The 15,153-nt window shown below is 38.2% G+C and carries 18 protein-coding genes and 1 tRNA gene; 5 read left to right on the top strand and 14 right to left on the bottom strand.

Annotated elements, in window-relative coordinates; genetic code table 11:
* The 8 genes from DWV34_RS12000 to DWV34_RS11970 form a co-directional block, all read right to left on the bottom strand.
* A complete protein-coding gene (locus tag DWV34_RS12000) occupies nt 1-513 on the bottom strand; it encodes a phage tail assembly chaperone (protein ID WP_227051713.1) in 513 nt (170 codons plus the stop codon).
* A gap of 16 nt (nt 514-529) precedes the next feature.
* Nucleotides 530-1,000 (bottom strand): hypothetical protein, encoded by a 471-nt coding sequence (locus DWV34_RS11995; protein WP_118476317.1) that lies wholly within the window; start codon nt 998-1,000, stop codon nt 530-532.
* 12 nt (nt 1,001-1,012) lie between these two features.
* On the bottom strand, nt 1,013-2,422 hold the full coding sequence (locus tag DWV34_RS11990) for a phage tail sheath subtilisin-like domain-containing protein (protein ID WP_118476314.1): 1,410 nt from the start codon (nt 2,420-2,422) through the stop codon (nt 1,013-1,015).
* Nucleotides 2,423-2,425: 3 nt separating this feature from the next.
* Nucleotides 2,426-2,596, bottom strand: a complete 171-nt coding sequence (locus DWV34_RS17200; protein WP_158565688.1) for a hypothetical protein — start codon at nt 2,594-2,596, stop codon at nt 2,426-2,428.
* 2 nt (nt 2,597-2,598) lie between these two features.
* The gene (locus tag DWV34_RS11985) at nt 2,599-3,285 is read right to left on the bottom strand and encodes a hypothetical protein (RefSeq protein WP_147342257.1); all 687 of its coding nucleotides are present in this window, start codon (nt 3,283-3,285) and stop codon (nt 2,599-2,601) included.
* Between the two features lie 453 nt (nt 3,286-3,738).
* Nucleotides 3,739-4,185, bottom strand: coding sequence for a sigma-70 family RNA polymerase sigma factor (locus DWV34_RS11980; RefSeq protein WP_118476309.1), 447 nt, complete (start codon nt 4,183-4,185; stop codon nt 3,739-3,741).
* The gene (locus DWV34_RS11975; RefSeq protein ID WP_022260713.1) at nt 4,167-4,439 is read right to left on the bottom strand and encodes a hypothetical protein; all 273 of its coding nucleotides are present in this window, start codon (nt 4,437-4,439) and stop codon (nt 4,167-4,169) included. Before DWV34_RS11975 ends, DWV34_RS11980 begins: the two co-directional genes overlap by 19 nt.
* A gap of 86 nt (nt 4,440-4,525) precedes the next feature.
* Entirely contained in the window at nt 4,526-4,738 is a 213-nt protein-coding gene (locus DWV34_RS11970) for a hypothetical protein (protein WP_039946309.1), read from the bottom strand.
* A gap of 157 nt (nt 4,739-4,895) precedes the next feature.
* Between DWV34_RS11970 and DWV34_RS11965 the strand changes: the two genes are divergently transcribed.
* On the top strand, nt 4,896-5,219 hold the full coding sequence (locus DWV34_RS11965; RefSeq protein WP_006566126.1) for a helix-turn-helix transcriptional regulator: 324 nt from the start codon (nt 4,896-4,898) through the stop codon (nt 5,217-5,219).
* 7 nt (nt 5,220-5,226) lie between these two features.
* Nucleotides 5,227-5,946, top strand: a complete 720-nt coding sequence (locus DWV34_RS11960; RefSeq protein ID WP_118476305.1) for an ImmA/IrrE family metallo-endopeptidase — start codon at nt 5,227-5,229, stop codon at nt 5,944-5,946.
* A gap of 97 nt (nt 5,947-6,043) precedes the next feature.
* On the opposite strand, the gene DWV34_RS11955 is transcribed toward DWV34_RS11960, so the two are convergent.
* The 3 genes from DWV34_RS11955 to DWV34_RS11945 all read right to left on the bottom strand — a co-directional run bounded on the left by DWV34_RS11955 (nt 6,044) and on the right by DWV34_RS11945 (nt 11,000).
* Nucleotides 6,044-7,084 carry an Ig-like domain-containing protein gene (locus DWV34_RS11955; protein ID WP_118476303.1) on the bottom strand — a complete coding sequence of 347 codons (1,041 nt, stop codon included), beginning with the start codon at nt 7,082-7,084 and terminating at the stop codon, nt 6,044-6,046.
* A gap of 119 nt (nt 7,085-7,203) precedes the next feature.
* The gene (locus tag DWV34_RS11950) at nt 7,204-9,696 is read right to left on the bottom strand and encodes an SHIRT domain-containing protein (protein WP_118476301.1); all 2,493 of its coding nucleotides are present in this window, start codon (nt 9,694-9,696) and stop codon (nt 7,204-7,206) included.
* A gap of 107 nt (nt 9,697-9,803) precedes the next feature.
* Nucleotides 9,804-11,000 carry a YSIRK-targeted surface antigen transcriptional regulator gene (locus DWV34_RS11945; RefSeq protein WP_118476299.1) on the bottom strand — a complete coding sequence of 399 codons (1,197 nt, stop codon included), beginning with the start codon at nt 10,998-11,000 and terminating at the stop codon, nt 9,804-9,806.
* A 1,312-nt stretch (nt 11,001-12,312) separates the two neighbouring features.
* On the opposite strand from DWV34_RS11945, the gene DWV34_RS11940 reads away from it, so the two are divergent.
* The 3 genes from DWV34_RS11940 to DWV34_RS11930 all read left to right on the top strand — a co-directional run bounded on the left by DWV34_RS11940 (nt 12,313) and on the right by DWV34_RS11930 (nt 13,678).
* Complete coding sequence (locus DWV34_RS11940; RefSeq protein ID WP_227051742.1) at nt 12,313-12,678, top strand: MarR family winged helix-turn-helix transcriptional regulator; 366 nt, start codon at nt 12,313-12,315, stop codon at nt 12,676-12,678.
* Nucleotides 12,656-12,976 (top strand): pirin family protein, encoded by a 321-nt coding sequence (locus DWV34_RS11935; RefSeq protein WP_118476297.1) that lies wholly within the window; start codon nt 12,656-12,658, stop codon nt 12,974-12,976. Before DWV34_RS11940 ends, DWV34_RS11935 begins: the two co-directional genes overlap by 23 nt.
* Nucleotides 12,977-13,102: 126 nt before the next feature.
* Nucleotides 13,103-13,678 carry a hypothetical protein gene (locus DWV34_RS11930; protein ID WP_118476295.1) on the top strand — a complete coding sequence of 192 codons (576 nt, stop codon included), beginning with the start codon at nt 13,103-13,105 and terminating at the stop codon, nt 13,676-13,678.
* A gap of 207 nt (nt 13,679-13,885) precedes the next feature.
* Here the strand turns inward: DWV34_RS11930 and DWV34_RS11925 are convergent.
* The 3 genes from DWV34_RS11925 to whiA all read right to left on the bottom strand — a co-directional run bounded on the left by DWV34_RS11925 (nt 13,886) and on the right by whiA (nt 15,153).
* Nucleotides 13,886-13,958: transfer RNA gene (locus tag DWV34_RS11925), tRNA-Thr, on the bottom strand.
* Between the two features lie 14 nt (nt 13,959-13,972).
* Nucleotides 13,973-14,230, bottom strand: coding sequence for an HPr family phosphocarrier protein (locus DWV34_RS11920; RefSeq protein ID WP_006566139.1), 258 nt, complete (start codon nt 14,228-14,230; stop codon nt 13,973-13,975).
* Nucleotides 14,227-15,153: a DNA-binding protein WhiA gene (gene whiA, locus DWV34_RS11915; RefSeq protein WP_009290997.1), complete on the bottom strand. Its 927-nt coding sequence runs from the start codon at nt 15,151-15,153 to the stop codon at nt 14,227-14,229. The genes DWV34_RS11920 and whiA overlap by 4 nt, the downstream gene beginning before the upstream one ends.

The following is a 15,153-nucleotide window of genomic DNA, read 5'->3' as shown; positions in this document are numbered from 1 at the left end:
TTAGTTTTTTGCGTAGTCCTCCACAGTCACTTCGGAATCATAGAATCCGCTCAGTTTATCAATCTGATCATCAATGGCATCTTTTTCTCCGGCTCTCAGCACAGTATTGATGACATCAATTCCCTGCAGTACAGAAAAACCTTTTCTTTCAAGTCCATTCATCACCGCCGGATTTTCCCATACATTTTCTCTATCCACAGTTGCCAGATAGATTTTCCATGCGGTAAATTCTTCTATTTTTACTTCTTTTTCAATCGGAGGTAATTTTGGATTATTAGGATTTGCCATCTTTACCACTGATTTTCTTCGTGCATTCAGTAACTCTTCTTCGCTTAATGGACGGATTTTAAAAGAGAAGAACAGCTTTCCTTTTCGTTTAATCTGAATTTCCGTCTGCATTTCGTCATCTGTTCTAAAATCAGCGGCAGACAAAAGCCCCTGTACTAAATCCATCTCATTGTCCTTTGTTACCTCGATATTCTGCATACTGTTTCTTTCTGCTACATTTTCCATCTTGTAATCTCCTCTCCTATTTACTGATTGATAAAATATCTTCAAATTGTGGAATACTATTAATCGTAAAGCTCTGCTGTCTGGTGATCACTTCGCCTGCCTTTAAAGTCATAATGTCGAAGTCTCCGTTTGGAATACAATCCCTGAGTGTTAATTTCTGTTCTTTGTTATCCAAGGTACGTGTCGCTGTACTTTGGAAATCATAAGACGGTATCTTACCATCGTCTTTCAGACTTTTCAAAATTGGAGCCATCAAAACGTCGTCTCTCACTACTGCCCCTGAAAAAGTCAAGGTAAATTTGACCTTATTAGGAATTGAGTACTCCTGGACATCACCCAACGGCTGATAATCGATACTTCCAAAACTCGCTTTAATCTCATAGTCCTTAATTTCTGCCAGAAAAGTTCTGTTGTTTTCACCATAGTAGATAAATAATTTTCCGTCATTTCCTGTCATTACTGTACGTACATCAATTTTTTCGCTCATTCTCTTTCCTCCTTATTCTCCTGAAAAACTGAACTGATAGTTCAAGTAAATCTTTTCTAAGCTGTCAATATCGGATGCCTCAATAATAAAGTGGGCATTATCCGGGCCGTGAGGCTGTTCCGGATCTTCATAGAAGTTAGCACCGTCCATCAGTTTTCCTTCGCTCACCATTGCAATCAAAACATCCTGTGCCACTTTCACCACATTGGAAATGCCATCGGAATCACAGTTAACTCTGCCGACCAGCGGCGTAATGGTCCTGTCAATCCGGTCAAACATTTCATATCTTGTCATTGTACGGCGGATCTTTTTCCATCCTGCATCCTGATTTTCATTTAAGGTTGTCAGTGTGTTGACACCGCTGTCAAACCAGACCTCTCCTTCTTCATTAGGTGAAAGAAGAAGCATTCCATTTTTAATTGCCTCGATGTACTCCTCATTCTTCAAAACTTCCAGAGTATCCACTGCGTTCGGGACTAACGTATGTACAACAGACCGGTTGGATGGAGTGCTTCCGATAATCCCTGCCTGCATTGTGACTGCCTCATAGCCGTCTGCGCGGTTTCCTTCCATATCTACATAGCCGCTGCCCGCATAGATAAAGTATTCAGAGTCAAAAGCTTTTGCATGTGCCAGGCGGTCTTCAAATGCCACATCGCTTCCCTCACCTACAACACAGGAGCCGATGGAACCGTTATTTTTTAATCTTTCCATATATGCCTTTAAGAGCTCATGGACTGCTGTATCAACAGTATCCGTAACAAGAATATTCCATTTATAGGCTTCAAAGGCTTCCAGCGCTGCGCTGTAATCTTCATTTGTGACCGTCGGATTCGTTCCCGGAGTGATTTCCTGCTGAGACACTGCTGCAAGTTTTTTTCCTTCTGCTGCTTTTGCGGCATGAAAGACTGCTGATCTTGCATTTACAATATCAGTAAGAATCTGACCTTCATCTTCTTCAGCCGGTACTTCATACTCAAATTTTTCTTTTAAAACAGCTCCCTGATAAACAAAAAATTCTTTTTTTGTCTCGCTGCCTAATTTCTGTTTCAATGAGACCGCAAATTTAATATTTGAAGGATATTTTGTTTCCAGAGTAACTGCCGCTGCGTCTTCTGTATCCTTAAGCTCTGCCTTGCCAGTGGTGCCTCCTGTTCCAAGACGATATACATGGACTTTCTCTGCTCCTCCTTCAAAAAGGTTCAGTGCTCCTTTCACTGTTCCTCCCATGCCATACATTTCTTTCACACTGTCCTGTTTGGTATGGATTGTCACAGTTCCAACAGGGCCGAAGTCGGCCTTTACAGGGATTGCAAAAACTCCTGTCATAGCCCCTGCAACCAGTTTTTTATCCTGAGTTGTATATCTTCTGTAAACTCCAGGTCTTACTTTTTCTTCTCCTGCCTGATATGTTCCTCCCATAATCTAATGTACCTCCTTATTTTTAAACTCTTTGACTATCTTTTTGGCTTCTTTTTCTGTTGCTTCCTCAGTTCCGGTAAAAGAAAAAGCAGCTCTGATAAGATCTTCAGATGCTGCAAGAACTTCCGGATTGGAAGCAAACTCTTCTGCGCTGTATTTCATCTGTGTTTTCAATATTATCCCTCCTGAATATCAATACTGCGAATCGGTTGCTTTTCTTCTTCTTTCGGCGTAACACCATATTGGCACTCAATAAAAAACTGCCGGTGTTTCAGCGGATTGAGTGTATCATTATAATTTACTTTCATAATAAGCAAAGGCCCGCCATCACTCATCGTCAGTTTCTCTGTCCCCGCCAGTTGTTCGCTGATCTCACGTATTATAGATAGTTTTTTACTCTGCTCTGCTATAATATGTACCCGGATGCCAGCAGTAATCCAGGAACTGTACCATGTATCTTTATAAGGCCCTGGGACCAGACTTTCTAATCTGCAATATACTGTTGGTTCACTATTTTCTGCTTTCCAAATATCCTCCAGTGGATCTCTGCCTAGAATAACTGAATTTTCATACATTTTTTTAATCCAGTTGTTTAATGCAGTCACAGGATCTGGTTCCATCGTCTCCTGCTTTGTAAATAACATTCCATCGAAGGCATAAATACTTTCCTCCACTGCTGTCTGATTTTCTGTGACACCTGAATCTGTATGATTCCACTTTGTACCCAAGATTACATTTTCCTTAGAAAAAAAGCAGCAGTCCATCGCCTCCAAAATCGGATTTTTAAAGTCTTCTGGTTTAACCGGCTGTCCGCTCTTGCAGAACACATGTAAATGGATTCCTCCGGTAAATTCTCTTTCCATCCCCTCTTTTAATTCTGTTTCATATATGATCTGAGGGTAGGGATCTCCTTCCCATAGTTCATCTGAATCATCTGGAGCCCTTCTCTGAAAAATTGCCGGTTTCCCATTATACTTTGCCAGAAGATTGACAAGATCTGCAGAATCACACAATCTCTGATAAATTAATTTTTCTATCGTTCACACCTCCTAAAAATACTTTTGTAATTACAGCTGTAACAAATGACGGGGCTGGAATTCCTGTTCCTGTCTTTATAGAGAAAAAGGCGGGAAGACCAAAATAATAGGTTGGGATCTCCTGCCTTTTTTCTCTAGTATAATGATATCATTCTGTCTACGGACATTGTGGGCAAGTTTCCTTCCCGCATATATCCTCAGAAAAAAATAAAAGACAGAAAAATCACTTTGTCCTAAAATGAATTTCTATCTTTTATTTCCTATGATAACTATATCACTTTAAGCCGGGACATTGCGGGCAAGTTTCTCCTCACAAAATCTCTGATACTTCCTTGACGCAGTTCTTCTGTCCATCCCAAGTTCTTCCCCAATCTCCTGCCATCCGAGATTATTGATGGAACGAAGCCGTATAATAAGCCTGAGTTCCGGATCTTCAACCTCCTGCAGAAACCGCTCAATTTCTGCCCTTGTGTGCAGAAGTTTTTTAAGGGACAGGTCGATCAGCTCTCTGATCTCCTCCATTCGCACCGCATAGTCTGCTGTCTTGTCGCTGACCTCGGTCCCAAACGGCATCCCCGTCAGCAGCGGTGACTTTATCTTACTCTTACATTCCATCCAGCTGAGTTCCTCATTCAGTTTCTCAATTTCCCTGTTCAGATAATGCATCTGACCCAATTCCTTTTCTGTCAAATCAATCCCTCTTTTCTTTATCTGATGTGTTTCCATCCTATATACATTGCTCCGGATGTCGGTCTGTAAACGGTCACAAGAGGCCTCATCTTATTTACGGCTCTTCCGTTAAAGCGGATCTGCCTGTCTCTGATCTCAGCCGCCGCTCTGCTCCGGTATGCCCCGATCCACTCATTGATTATTCTTATGGAAATTCCATAAAATTCTGATAACTGCTCCTTTGTATAGTGATGCAGCAAAATGCTGATAACTGCGTCAGTTTTTCCCTTTTCGGTCTGAAAGTCAAACATAGTACTCCTCTCTAAATTTTGTCTATTATGCCTATTGCCTTTTCCAAACAAACGTTCTATACTCATTAATATAAAAAGTAAAATTGTTACGGCTTAGATGCTGTATGTACAAACAGATATTCCAGCGGCATCCGGGAGAAATACCTTTTTTTCAGAAGCATTGCTTCTCCGATGGTGAATCTCCCTGAGCCTTCCAGTTTGTCCAGCACGTCTTCTGTCCGTAGCCTCAATACATGTGCAATTTCTTCGTTTGTAATATTTGTTTTTTTTAATTCAGTTTTTAAATTTAAATATGGCAACAGCTCACCTCCTGATATTACTCGTTTGCGTATCTTATATTGATATGATATACGCATACGAGTTATATGTCAAGATGATTATACGCATTTGCATATTTTTTTATTTACTTCTGGTTTTTATTATGCTATTCTTTCTATTAGAAAGGCGGTATATTTTATGGGAATTGGAGCAAAGTTGGAGCTGTTACTGCAGGAACATCACATGAATGCCAATGAACTGGCCAAGAAAATCAATGTGGCACCTACGACTATTTATTCGATGATCAAGAGAGACAGCAGAAAGGCAGACATAGAAGTTTTATTAAAGATTTCGAAGGAACTCGGTGTCACCACTGAGTATTTCTGCGACGATGAATTCCTGACCTCTGACAGCAGAAAAGAACCATCATATGAAGATTTGAAAACACTGATCGCAAGAAACGGAAAAGAAATGTCTATTGAGGAAAAATTAGAACTTATAAAGATGTTATCTGAATTATAAAGGACTGGTGGATTTGAATTATCACGATATACTTGTTAAGATACTCGATGTTTACAGAGACTGTGAAGTCCAGTCATTTCCGATTGATTGTTACAGCATTTTAAGGCACTATGGATACCGTATTTTCACTTATCAAAATATACGGGATATCAATGAACGGCTTTACCAATACTGCAGGAATTATTCGGAAGACGCTTTCCGTTACGGAGCCAAACGGATCATAGCCTATGATGAGAACAAATCCCCTTTCAGGATTCGGTTCTCCATCATGCACGAACTGGGACATATTATGCTGGGCCATTCGAGAGAATGTGCCTATAATGAACAGCAGGCCAATTTTTTTGCAAGCAATATTCTGGCTCCCAGAATGGCCATTCATTTTGCACAGTGCCGGAATGAGGATGATGTCTCCTCGGTTTTCCAGATCAGCAGAGAGGCCGGGTCCTACGCATTTCAGAATTACAGACTTTGGAAAGAATCCGCAGCAAAAGAAGTAAGTGATGTCGACGAGGCCATGTACCGTCATTTTTATCATGATGAGAGGGAAGAATTTATTTACAGTATAAAGCCCTGTATGATATGCGGAGAGACAATTTATAATTCATCAGAAGATTTATGCCTCCACTGCAGGATGGAGCATATCAGAAGGCAGCACACCTCGCTATACACATCCAGAAATGACAGAATGCTTCTGCAGATTGAACAGCAGCAGCTCAACAATCTATAAGAACATATTTGACTTGGCAAAAGCCTTACAATAAAAAACTCATATCATACGGCTGTTGGGCGTATGATATGAGTTTTTATTATCTTAATTATTCTTTTTAACGTCCCGCATTTAATTTCATACAATAGTAGGATGCCATGACTGGCTTCCCATTTTTATAACCGACAATTTTGATCGGTAAAGAAGCGGTATTCTTTTTTGGATCTTTCCGTTCAGGGATTAAGGTTGCTGGTTCTCCCTTTTCTATTATTATCCCAGTATTATAGGACGGTCCGGGAGTCGGAGTATTCTTCAAGTTTTCAGACTTATAGACCTTATAATAGAGCGTCACTCCATGCTTAGCACAGAACCACATCTTCTCTTCATTGTTGCTTTTATCTAAGTAATAATTAGTATAGCCGATTTCACCTACCCCATTCCCGTAATACACAATAGAATAACTGTCTGTTATGTCGAATCTGGAGTAAATAGAATGGTCTTCAAATTTTCTGGCGCTGTTTACTTTTTTGTTGAAAGCGTCTAAATCAATGGGATCAGACCGGCCGGGCATCTTCCCTGTATAAGGCTTTCCGTCCTGATAATACTTGGGCCTTGGTGAAGCATCATAGGCTTTTCTCTTATAGGATTTGATGAACTTTCCTTTCGCATTGTAAACCTTAATTGTCGCCGCCGCTTTTCCAGCAGCTTTTTTCATCTTCACTGAAAAATATCCCTTTTTGCTGCTGGCCCTTTTGCTGTGAGTCTTTCCGTTCATAACGACTTTTACTTTATACTTTGGTCTTACATATCCTTTTATATACTTTGAAGACTTATAGAACCTTTTAATCGAAATGGTTTTTGCCAAAACATCAACTTTTTTCTTTGTATAGGCTTTCCACTTCTTCCCTTTCTTAAAATAAGCCTTCACCGTTAAAGTTTTGCCCGCCGCCTGTTTCGGAATCTTTACACTGTAGTTTCCCTTTTTATTTGCGGTTGCCTTATAAGTCATCTTTCCAATCTGAATCCGAACCTGGTATTTCTTCTTCGTCTTTCCTTTTACCACTGAGGCCGAATCATATACCTTGTTTACAGATAATTTTTTCTTTGCTGCCTGAGCCGGAATCGCCGGCTGAAATTTTGAAACATAAAAAATATTCATTTTACCACAAATTTACCACAATTGAATGAGCTTTGATATGATAATATAAATTTGAAAAGGACACCTCATTGGGTGTCCTTTAACATGAATTAACTACTTGTTTTCTTGTTATACATTTTTTAAGCATTTTTATTTCTTTTACGCTTTTTACCAAATAAAACAGCTAATGCACCACTTGAGCCAGCAAACATAAAAGCAAATAAACTTATATTTGACATATCACCTGTTTTTGGACTTTTGGACTGTTTATCAGACTTTGTTGTATTGTTTGGCTTATTTGGCTTCTGTGGCTGTTGTGGTTTGTTAGTAGTTTTTTGTTCCACTGTAACAGTAATTGTTTTTTCAGCAGAAGCTCCGTTTTTGTCAGTTACTTTATATGTCACATGATAAATACCAGCTTTAGAAGTATCTACATCATTCGCAATAATATTATCCTTTGTCAGCGTAATATCGCCATCTTCTTTGTCCGTTGCACTAACGTCTAACAATGGGTCGAAATTATCGTCTACATTCAATGTAACATCATTTGCTGAAATCGTAGGCACATTATTGATAACACTCATATTTGGGCAAAACTTCCATTCACCGACTACCAATATATTGTCATTAACTACTATTTCTGTTCTGTCTTTCCAGCCTGTGAATACCCACTTTCCATCTTCTACCTTGATTTCAGAATCAGCAAAAATAGGTAAAGTTACTTTATCGCCTTTTTTAATGCCAATTATTGGGTCTGGAAGCAAATCCAATATATCGCTTGGTAAATCTCTTTCTGAGGTTGTGCTTTTAAACTCAAAACGAATTTGATACTTTTCAGTTGGATCAATCTTATCCCCATTGATATAGTTAATATCATAGTTTGTCAAAAGTGAATCCACAGGAAAGATATTTTTACCTGTCACAGATGATTTCGAAAATTTAAGATTCGTAAATTCATCTGCATTTTCAGGCGGAGTGTAAAGTCCATATGAAGCAGAGTTGTTTTCGAAGCTCACATCACCTGCAAGTTTAACAGTCTGATATTTACCTGTATCCGCCGGATTGTCATAATCAGAATTTCCAGTATAAATTGCACCGCCTTGTATTGCAAAATTATTGGAAAATGTACTGTTACTTACATTTATTCCGGCATTCTTGTGTAGGTATACTCCTCCACCATATTTAGCTTGATTTCTCATAAATGTGACATTTTCAATCTTAGTTTCTGATGTACTTTCTTGAATGAAAATACCACCGCCATGCGCTCCATTATTTCCCTTAATCGTTCCACCTGTTATAGAAAGTCTGCCAGTATCAGATACAGCGATACCACCTCCACTGGCAGTTGTCTTGTTATTAGAAATTATGCCACCAGTCATGTTCATTGTACCATGTAACATAATTGCGCCACCATTACTGTGACGGATACTCCCCCCAACTGTAACTTCAGTGCCTATCGCTTCACAGCCTTCAATAACACCACCTTCTAAGTTAAGCTGTGTACCTTCATCTACATAGACTGCTCCGCCATCATAGCCTTCTGAGCTTTTACAGTTTTCGATTACGGCACCTTTCTTAATAGTCGTTACTACGCCTTTGCCGTTACCTAAGGTAACGATTGCTCCGCCTGACCACGGAGTATACGGATCAGATCCTCGCCCAAGGCAGTTTCTTATAACTGCTCCCTCATCCAAGATGATCGTGGTAGCCCTTGTATGTGTTCCAACACCTCCATCCGAATAAATACCTCCCATGGCATTGTTTCCATCAAGGATGATATTTTTCAGCGTCAGGGACGAATCACCGCCAACATTAAAATGCCTTGATGACCACGCCTTACCCGGGTTTACACGCGTAATCACAAATTGATTTCCTGGAGATGAGGTAACAGTGACCGTCGCATTCATAGGAATGCCTGGTGCCTTGTCATCTTCTGTATAATCACGGGTTACCATAACGGTATATGCATTCCACTTATCTTTATTATCACTGTTAATAGCTCCCAGTGTATCCTGAAGCGTGTCATATCGGCCAATTTCAGAGCCATCCGTGTCTTTGGTAACGATAAATGTTTTTTCTGGTGTTTCTGCTGGCGGAACTTCCGATAGTATATTTTCTATTTTAAAGGATTTTGAATACATCGCAAATGATACTGTTGTATCATCTGTCTTGGTATAGTAAGAATCTGTAACATTATCGTCCGTCACGACAGATACATCCATATCATTCACTTTAACATCAGGGACATTATCATGAAATATTTTTCCATCTGCTGCCTTAAGGTTCTGGATATCAAATCTTAAGCGATACTCTTTTCCAGCCTCAAACTGCACTGTTTCCGATGTGGGTTTTGCGTAACCCCAATTTCCGTCAGCCTGTTTTACCCTCCAGCTTGCAAATACTTCACCACCATCTGTAAGGCTGTTCCCATCATTTGGCTGAACATTAAAACTATCTGGTACTGTATCTCCAAGAACCGGCTCTTTTACCTCGTCCATATCAAACGATAAACTTAAAATTTCCTGTGGAGCTTCTTCAGCATGTACAGACATTGTACCTGAGAACATTGTTCCAAAAGTTAAAATCAGTGCTAAAAGCATTGAGAATTTCTTTTTTAACTTTCTTTGTATCATAATTTCTTTTTACTCCTTTCTTGTGTTTGATTATCTTTTATCTAATCATTTAATTCAGATTCTTCTATAAGAATCACTCCCTTTCCAATCAAAACAGGTCTGAATTTCTATACCACAATATTTGTATCCCTGAATTGCTGTGGTGTCACACCTGTATATTTTTTAAAAGTGCGGTAATAATGAGACAGATCATAGAAGCTCAAACGCCTTGCAATTTCTCCTATCGGAACCCCTGACTGAATCATCATCTTTGATTCCTCAATCTTTCTCTGGTTGACATACTCATTGATGGATACGCCTATTTCTTCTTTAAATCTGCTACGAAGTGCACTTTCTGATAAATAGAACTGTTTTGCAAGTTCTGCAACTTTGATATTGTCATAAATTTTCAAATTAATATATTGTAAGATACATCGAATCAGGGATGTTCTGGCCTGATTCGATACCCCATGAAGTTCTTTTGTAAAATGGATGATCGCACTGTCTCGCGTTGCCAGAACCCCTATAAACTCTGTTTGTTCCTCTAGCTTTCTAATATAATAATTTCTCAGTTTGATTACTGAAAGAATATCCTTCCCGACCTGAATTGCCAGTGATGCCAGTTTTTCCAGAATAATAATCGTATAATTCTTTTCTGTTTTCAAAGAACTGCTAGTCAAAATTGGCAAAACACTTGTTCCCAATTCTACAAGGCCACTTTTTAATAATTCAATATCGCCCTGACTTACAAGATTCATGATTTTATTTTCATAATCAAATGTGTATCGCTCCACACGGAAGGTATCATACACCGTGTCTTCAGATGATTTTCTCACCAACTCCAACTGGTTTTGCGCCACTTGCTCATGCAGTCCTTTCGAATAAACATCCTCCAAATCCATATCAAACAAAAATCCCAGAAGAATCAAACAATCTCTGATATCTCCCAGAGGATATACGGGAAGCGATACATAATATTCCCAACACTCGTTTTCTTTTAAAATTTTTTTGCTTTCTTTCATTAGATTATTATAAACATGAGAAAAATCTGCCCTTGTAATATTGTTAACCCTAAAAGCTCCAATCACTATTTTTACATCCTTATACCACAGACATAAAAAAATTTCATTTAACATTCCGCTATAAAATTGTACAACTTCTTCTGAGATATTCCTTTCTTTAAATTCATAAGAAATAGGATGCTTATAAACTGATTTATAGCTTTTTAAAACTTTATTTGTTTCTTTTTCTAATATCCATACCGGCATTTTCAACATGACATGTAAGGATTTGACTTTTTTCAAATCCTGCTCATTTAAATTCATATAAAAAGTCCCCTTTCTTATGTAAGCACTCACTTTCTGACTTCCATTCTTTGCCCTTCTCATAGTGCTTGGTAGTGTCAAAAACTACCTGTTTTTTGTTACAAAATATATTAAAAAACCTTAATTTTATGGAAAGTTGTAAATAAAAAGAGCATTGACCCCTTTTCCTGCTATTTAATTAAGACGGATAAAAGAGGTCTTTATTTGTGGAATAAAATATCTCTGCACAACAAATGGAATGAAAATACACATTTTTTCCCTTTCTATATCTAAAAACAATCTTAACTATTTTCTACTATACAATAACCACCAAAAAAAGTTAATTGTATAAATTGCGCAAAACGTGTAAATTACGCTTGATTTTAGTGATTTACATTAAGAGAAGCGATAGAAAGAACAAGTGAGTATAAAGGAACTCTCAACTTGGTAAATCAGTATAAAGAGATGGCAGATTTATTAAAAGTAAGTATGGCAACAAAAAAAATTATGGGAAAAATATATAAAGGGAAATCCTTATGAAAAAGATATCGTTTTTTAGACGCAGTAGTCATTTATGAAAAGATTGGTGAAATATTAGAAAAGAAAGATTCTTTATTTTGATCTATAAAAAATATCAAAGTATCCGTGAATTTGCCGCCGATTTACCGGCAACACATTCGGTTTTTGACCTTGTGACAGTCAAAAACCGAACGTACGGTATGAAGGTAATCTCAACGGTAAAGAAAACGCGGTTGTCCTTTTGAGTTATCCTGAAAAGGCATTTGCAAATCCCAGGGCATTACGTGCCTTTATCAGCACAAATACAGAATCATTGACACTGGAAATTCTTTCGTGTTATGTATGCGGATGGGCAATCGAGGTATGTTTCAGGTGATGTGAAAACAGACTGGCACTGGCTGCATACCAGATAAGTTCCTCAAAGGGAATCCAGAGATACTGGCTGCTGATGTCACTAGCACATTATATTTGTCTCGTAGGAACGGAGAAATACAGTTCTTTTGAAACTGGATACCGCCTGATTTGTGACATGATCCAGCAAGAGAAGTATCTGTTTCAATGCGCAAAGGCAAGTAGCGATTTTGATTTATTTACGAAAGTAGCAATGTAGTTTTGTGCATTTTTTAATTTGTTCATTTATAGTAACAATGTATATTTACAAAAAAAATCTGGTGCAAAATTATATCTACATAGATAATATCTAGTTAGATACAATGCAATTAAAGGAGGTGAATTACTTTTGGGCAGAACAGAAATGAAAATTTTGATCGGACTTCACAGAAATGTAAATGCTTTAGATAAATAAACATCCAAAATAGCAGCAGAATACAATTTAACCTTTAGTCAATTTATGGTTTTAGAAGCTCTTTACAGTAAAGGCGATATGAGCGTCGGAGAGGTAAGGGAAAGAATACTCAGTAGCGTGGGAACCATACCTCTAATAGTGAACAACTTGGTAAAAATGAACTATATCGAAAGATTATCTGACGAGAAAGACAGGCGTGTATGTATACTGCATCTGACGAAAGAAGGCTATGATGTTATTAGCAAAATTGCACCTAAAAATGAAGCGATGATAACAGAAAGCATGGAAGTATTGGATCAAGAAGAAAAAGAAAAACTGGTATATCTTTTGAAGAAAATAGGAGGAAAATTTAATGGAAAGAACAGTGAAGACTAAAGTAAAAGGTTTTAGAACAACAGATGGAGCAGTTGTAAACTTAGTAAGAGTCTTAGAAAATCAGACAATAAAGGAGTTTTATCCTATTTTAATGCTTGACTCTTTTGACAGCGTTAATCCTGATGATTATACAGCAGGATTTCCAATGCATCCGCATAGAGGAATCGAAACAATCAGTTATGTGTCAAGAGGCAAAATGGTTCATAAGATAGTTTGGGTAATGAAGACGGAATTTCAGACGGAGAGGGTTTGTCAAGCAAACTATGTAAATTTTAATTTTATAGGGAGTGTAAGATAAAGTGTGTAAATTAGTAACCAACTAATTACACACTTTATCTTACACTCCCGTGTTAATTCTTATATTAAAGATGCTTTTTTTGATGTTGAAGTGAGTTCAATTCTTCCAATTCATATTGAAAATTGGATGGCAGAACTTTCTAAACAGTCTCCTAAAAACAAACCCAATGAAAAACTAAAGCCAAGCACTATTAATAAAGCAAAGAGTGTTTTTAGTTCAATGATGCAATATACTATACGTCCATTACATATAATAACCCAGAACCCATGTCACGATGTAGAACAGTACACCCTTCCACCTAAGCAGCAATTAGTTTGGACTCAAGATCAGATTAACTATTTCTTGTCTTTACAAAGTGTTAAGGCATCTTTCTATTATGATATGTTATGCTTAAGCTTTTCTACAGCGATGGCTCCTGAGGAAGTTTGCGGATTTCAAGAATCAGATCTTAAAAGCTCTTTTCTTTCTTTGCACCAGGCATTAGACAAATACGACTGCATATCAGATATGAAACGCCCTGGAAGGCACAGAAAGCTTATTATACCCGATGAGTTGGCAGTGTTATTACAAAAGCGCCTTGCTCTAAAAAACACCTGGCGTTTACAACCAGATTTTTTAGAAAATGATTTATTGTTTACATACAAAGATGGAAGAAGAATTAATCTCAATGTATATCAAGAAATTTTAAGAAACTACTTTTAAATTATAATATGGAGGTAGACTCCTACATAAAGAAGCATGGATCACATCCATTTGGCATACTTCCAGAAATGACTTTATATGGTGGACGACATTCGTTTGCTTCTAAAATACTTCCGAAAACTGAAACATTGAAAAAACTGTTTTTGATGTTTCTAAAAAGATATAAAAAAACAGCGCAAGCACTGATATCTACAGCGTTTGCGCCAAAGCTGAAAACCGGATTTGAACCGGCGACCCCTTCATTACGAGTGAAGTGCTCTACCAACTGAGCTATTTCAGCATATGAGGAGCCTTTTATGCTCCTTTTGTCAAATATTTTTCAATTGTTGTGATGGCAGTTTCTTCGTCTGCTCCGTCAGCAACAACAGTGATATTGTCTAAATCATCCAACCCAAGACTCATCATACCCATGATACTTTTTCCGTTGATCCTTTTGTTGCCTGCCTCGATCAGGATCTTGCTCTCAAACTGGCTGGCCATCTGGACCAAAAAGGCAACCGGACGTTCTTCCTTGTTCTCGGTCACATGAATATTGATACTCTTAGAAATCATAATGATCCTCCCATTCTCATATCTTCAGCAATCTTACTCAGCTTCTTAAGACGATGATTGACCCCTGATTTGCCTACGGGGGGATTCAGCATCTCTCCTAGCTCTTTCAGAGTAGCCTCCGGATGTTCCAATCGCAGATAGGCGATGTCTTGCAGTCCCTGGTTCAGTTCACTAAGCCCTCTATGCTCTTGTAAAAATCGAATATCCTCGGCTTGCTTCACGGCTGCTGACACTGTCTTGTTAATGTTGGCAGTCTCACAGTTTACACGGCGGTTCACCGTGTTCCTCATATCTTTCAAGATACGGACATTTTCGAGGTTCATCAAAGCTATGTGTGCTTCCATAATGTTCAGTACATCAACGATCTTGGCACCTTCTTTGATATACACTACATAGTACTTCTTACGAATAACTATTTTAGCATCTAATTCAAAAAAATCAAGCACATCTTGCAATTGTACCGCAAATTGTTCATGAAGAGTTACAATTTCAAAGTGATAATTCTTCTCTGGATCACTCATGGAACCGGCTGCCAGAAATGCTCCCCGGATATAGGCCCTTTTACAGCACGTGTTCTGCAGGACTAATCCAAAGTTTTTCGGCTCGAAATATTTCACTGCTTTCAATAATAAAACACAATCCTCATGTTTGTCAACAAAAACCGAATAATTTCGACTTCTTTTTAGATATTCGTTGCGTTTTACCTGAAGTTCTCCATGTATATGGAATGTGTCTTTCAGCAGCGTAAAAAACCGTTTCGCCACCGATACATTCTCCGTATGAACCTTGACCAGATAGCTTCCCTTCTCTTCGCGGACTTCCCCGCAAAAGTTGAGAATACCGGCAAGTTCTGCAATTTTACAGTGTCTTGCTCCGCTCGTAAGCCTTGCAAGTTCTTCTTTGACTTCACTTGAAAATGACAT

Origin of the sequence: Anaerostipes sp. AF04-45 (assembly GCF_003461725.1) — a bacterium.
Taxonomy (GTDB): domain Bacteria; phylum Bacillota; class Clostridia; order Lachnospirales; family Lachnospiraceae; genus Anaerostipes; species Anaerostipes caccae.
Note: the sequence above shows the minus strand (reverse complement) of the source record. Positions and strands in the feature narration are given on the sequence as shown.

Bases quoted from the DNA above. Each gene is read 5' to 3' on its own strand.
- DWV34_RS12000 (WP_227051713.1), bottom strand. From the start codon at position 513: ATGGAAAATGTAGCAGAAAGAAACAGTATGCAGAATATCGAGGTAACA.
- DWV34_RS11995 (WP_118476317.1), bottom strand. From the start codon at position 1,000: ATGAGCGAAAAAATTGATGTACGTACAGTAATGACAGGAAATGACGGA.
- DWV34_RS11990 (WP_118476314.1), bottom strand. From the start codon at position 2,422: ATGGGAGGAACATATCAGGCAGGAGAAGAAAAAGTAAGACCTGGAGTT.
- DWV34_RS11985 (WP_147342257.1), bottom strand. From the start codon at position 3,285: ATGGAAAGAGAATTTACCGGAGGAATCCATTTACATGTGTTCTGCAAG.
- DWV34_RS11980 (WP_118476309.1), bottom strand. From the start codon at position 4,185: ATGGAAACACATCAGATAAAGAAAAGAGGGATTGATTTGACAGAAAAG.
- DWV34_RS11975 (WP_022260713.1), bottom strand. From the start codon at position 4,439: ATGTTTGACTTTCAGACCGAAAAGGGAAAAACTGACGCAGTTATCAGC.
- DWV34_RS11965 (WP_006566126.1), top strand. From the start codon at position 4,896: ATGGGAATTGGAGCAAAGTTGGAGCTGTTACTGCAGGAACATCACATG.
- DWV34_RS11955 (WP_118476303.1), bottom strand. From the start codon at position 7,084: ATGAATATTTTTTATGTTTCAAAATTTCAGCCGGCGATTCCGGCTCAG.
- DWV34_RS11950 (WP_118476301.1), bottom strand. From the start codon at position 9,696: ATGATACAAAGAAAGTTAAAAAAGAAATTCTCAATGCTTTTAGCACTG.
- DWV34_RS11945 (WP_118476299.1), bottom strand. From the start codon at position 11,000: ATGAATTTAAATGAGCAGGATTTGAAAAAAGTCAAATCCTTACATGTC.
- DWV34_RS11935 (WP_118476297.1), top strand. From the start codon at position 12,656: ATGGAAAGAACAGTGAAGACTAAAGTAAAAGGTTTTAGAACAACAGAT.
- DWV34_RS11930 (WP_118476295.1), top strand. From the start codon at position 13,103: ATGGCAGAACTTTCTAAACAGTCTCCTAAAAACAAACCCAATGAAAAA.
- DWV34_RS11920 (WP_006566139.1), bottom strand. From the start codon at position 14,230: ATGATTTCTAAGAGTATCAATATTCATGTGACCGAGAACAAGGAAGAA.
- whiA (WP_009290997.1), bottom strand. From the start codon at position 15,153: ATGTCATTTTCAAGTGAAGTCAAAGAAGAACTTGCAAGGCTTACGAGC.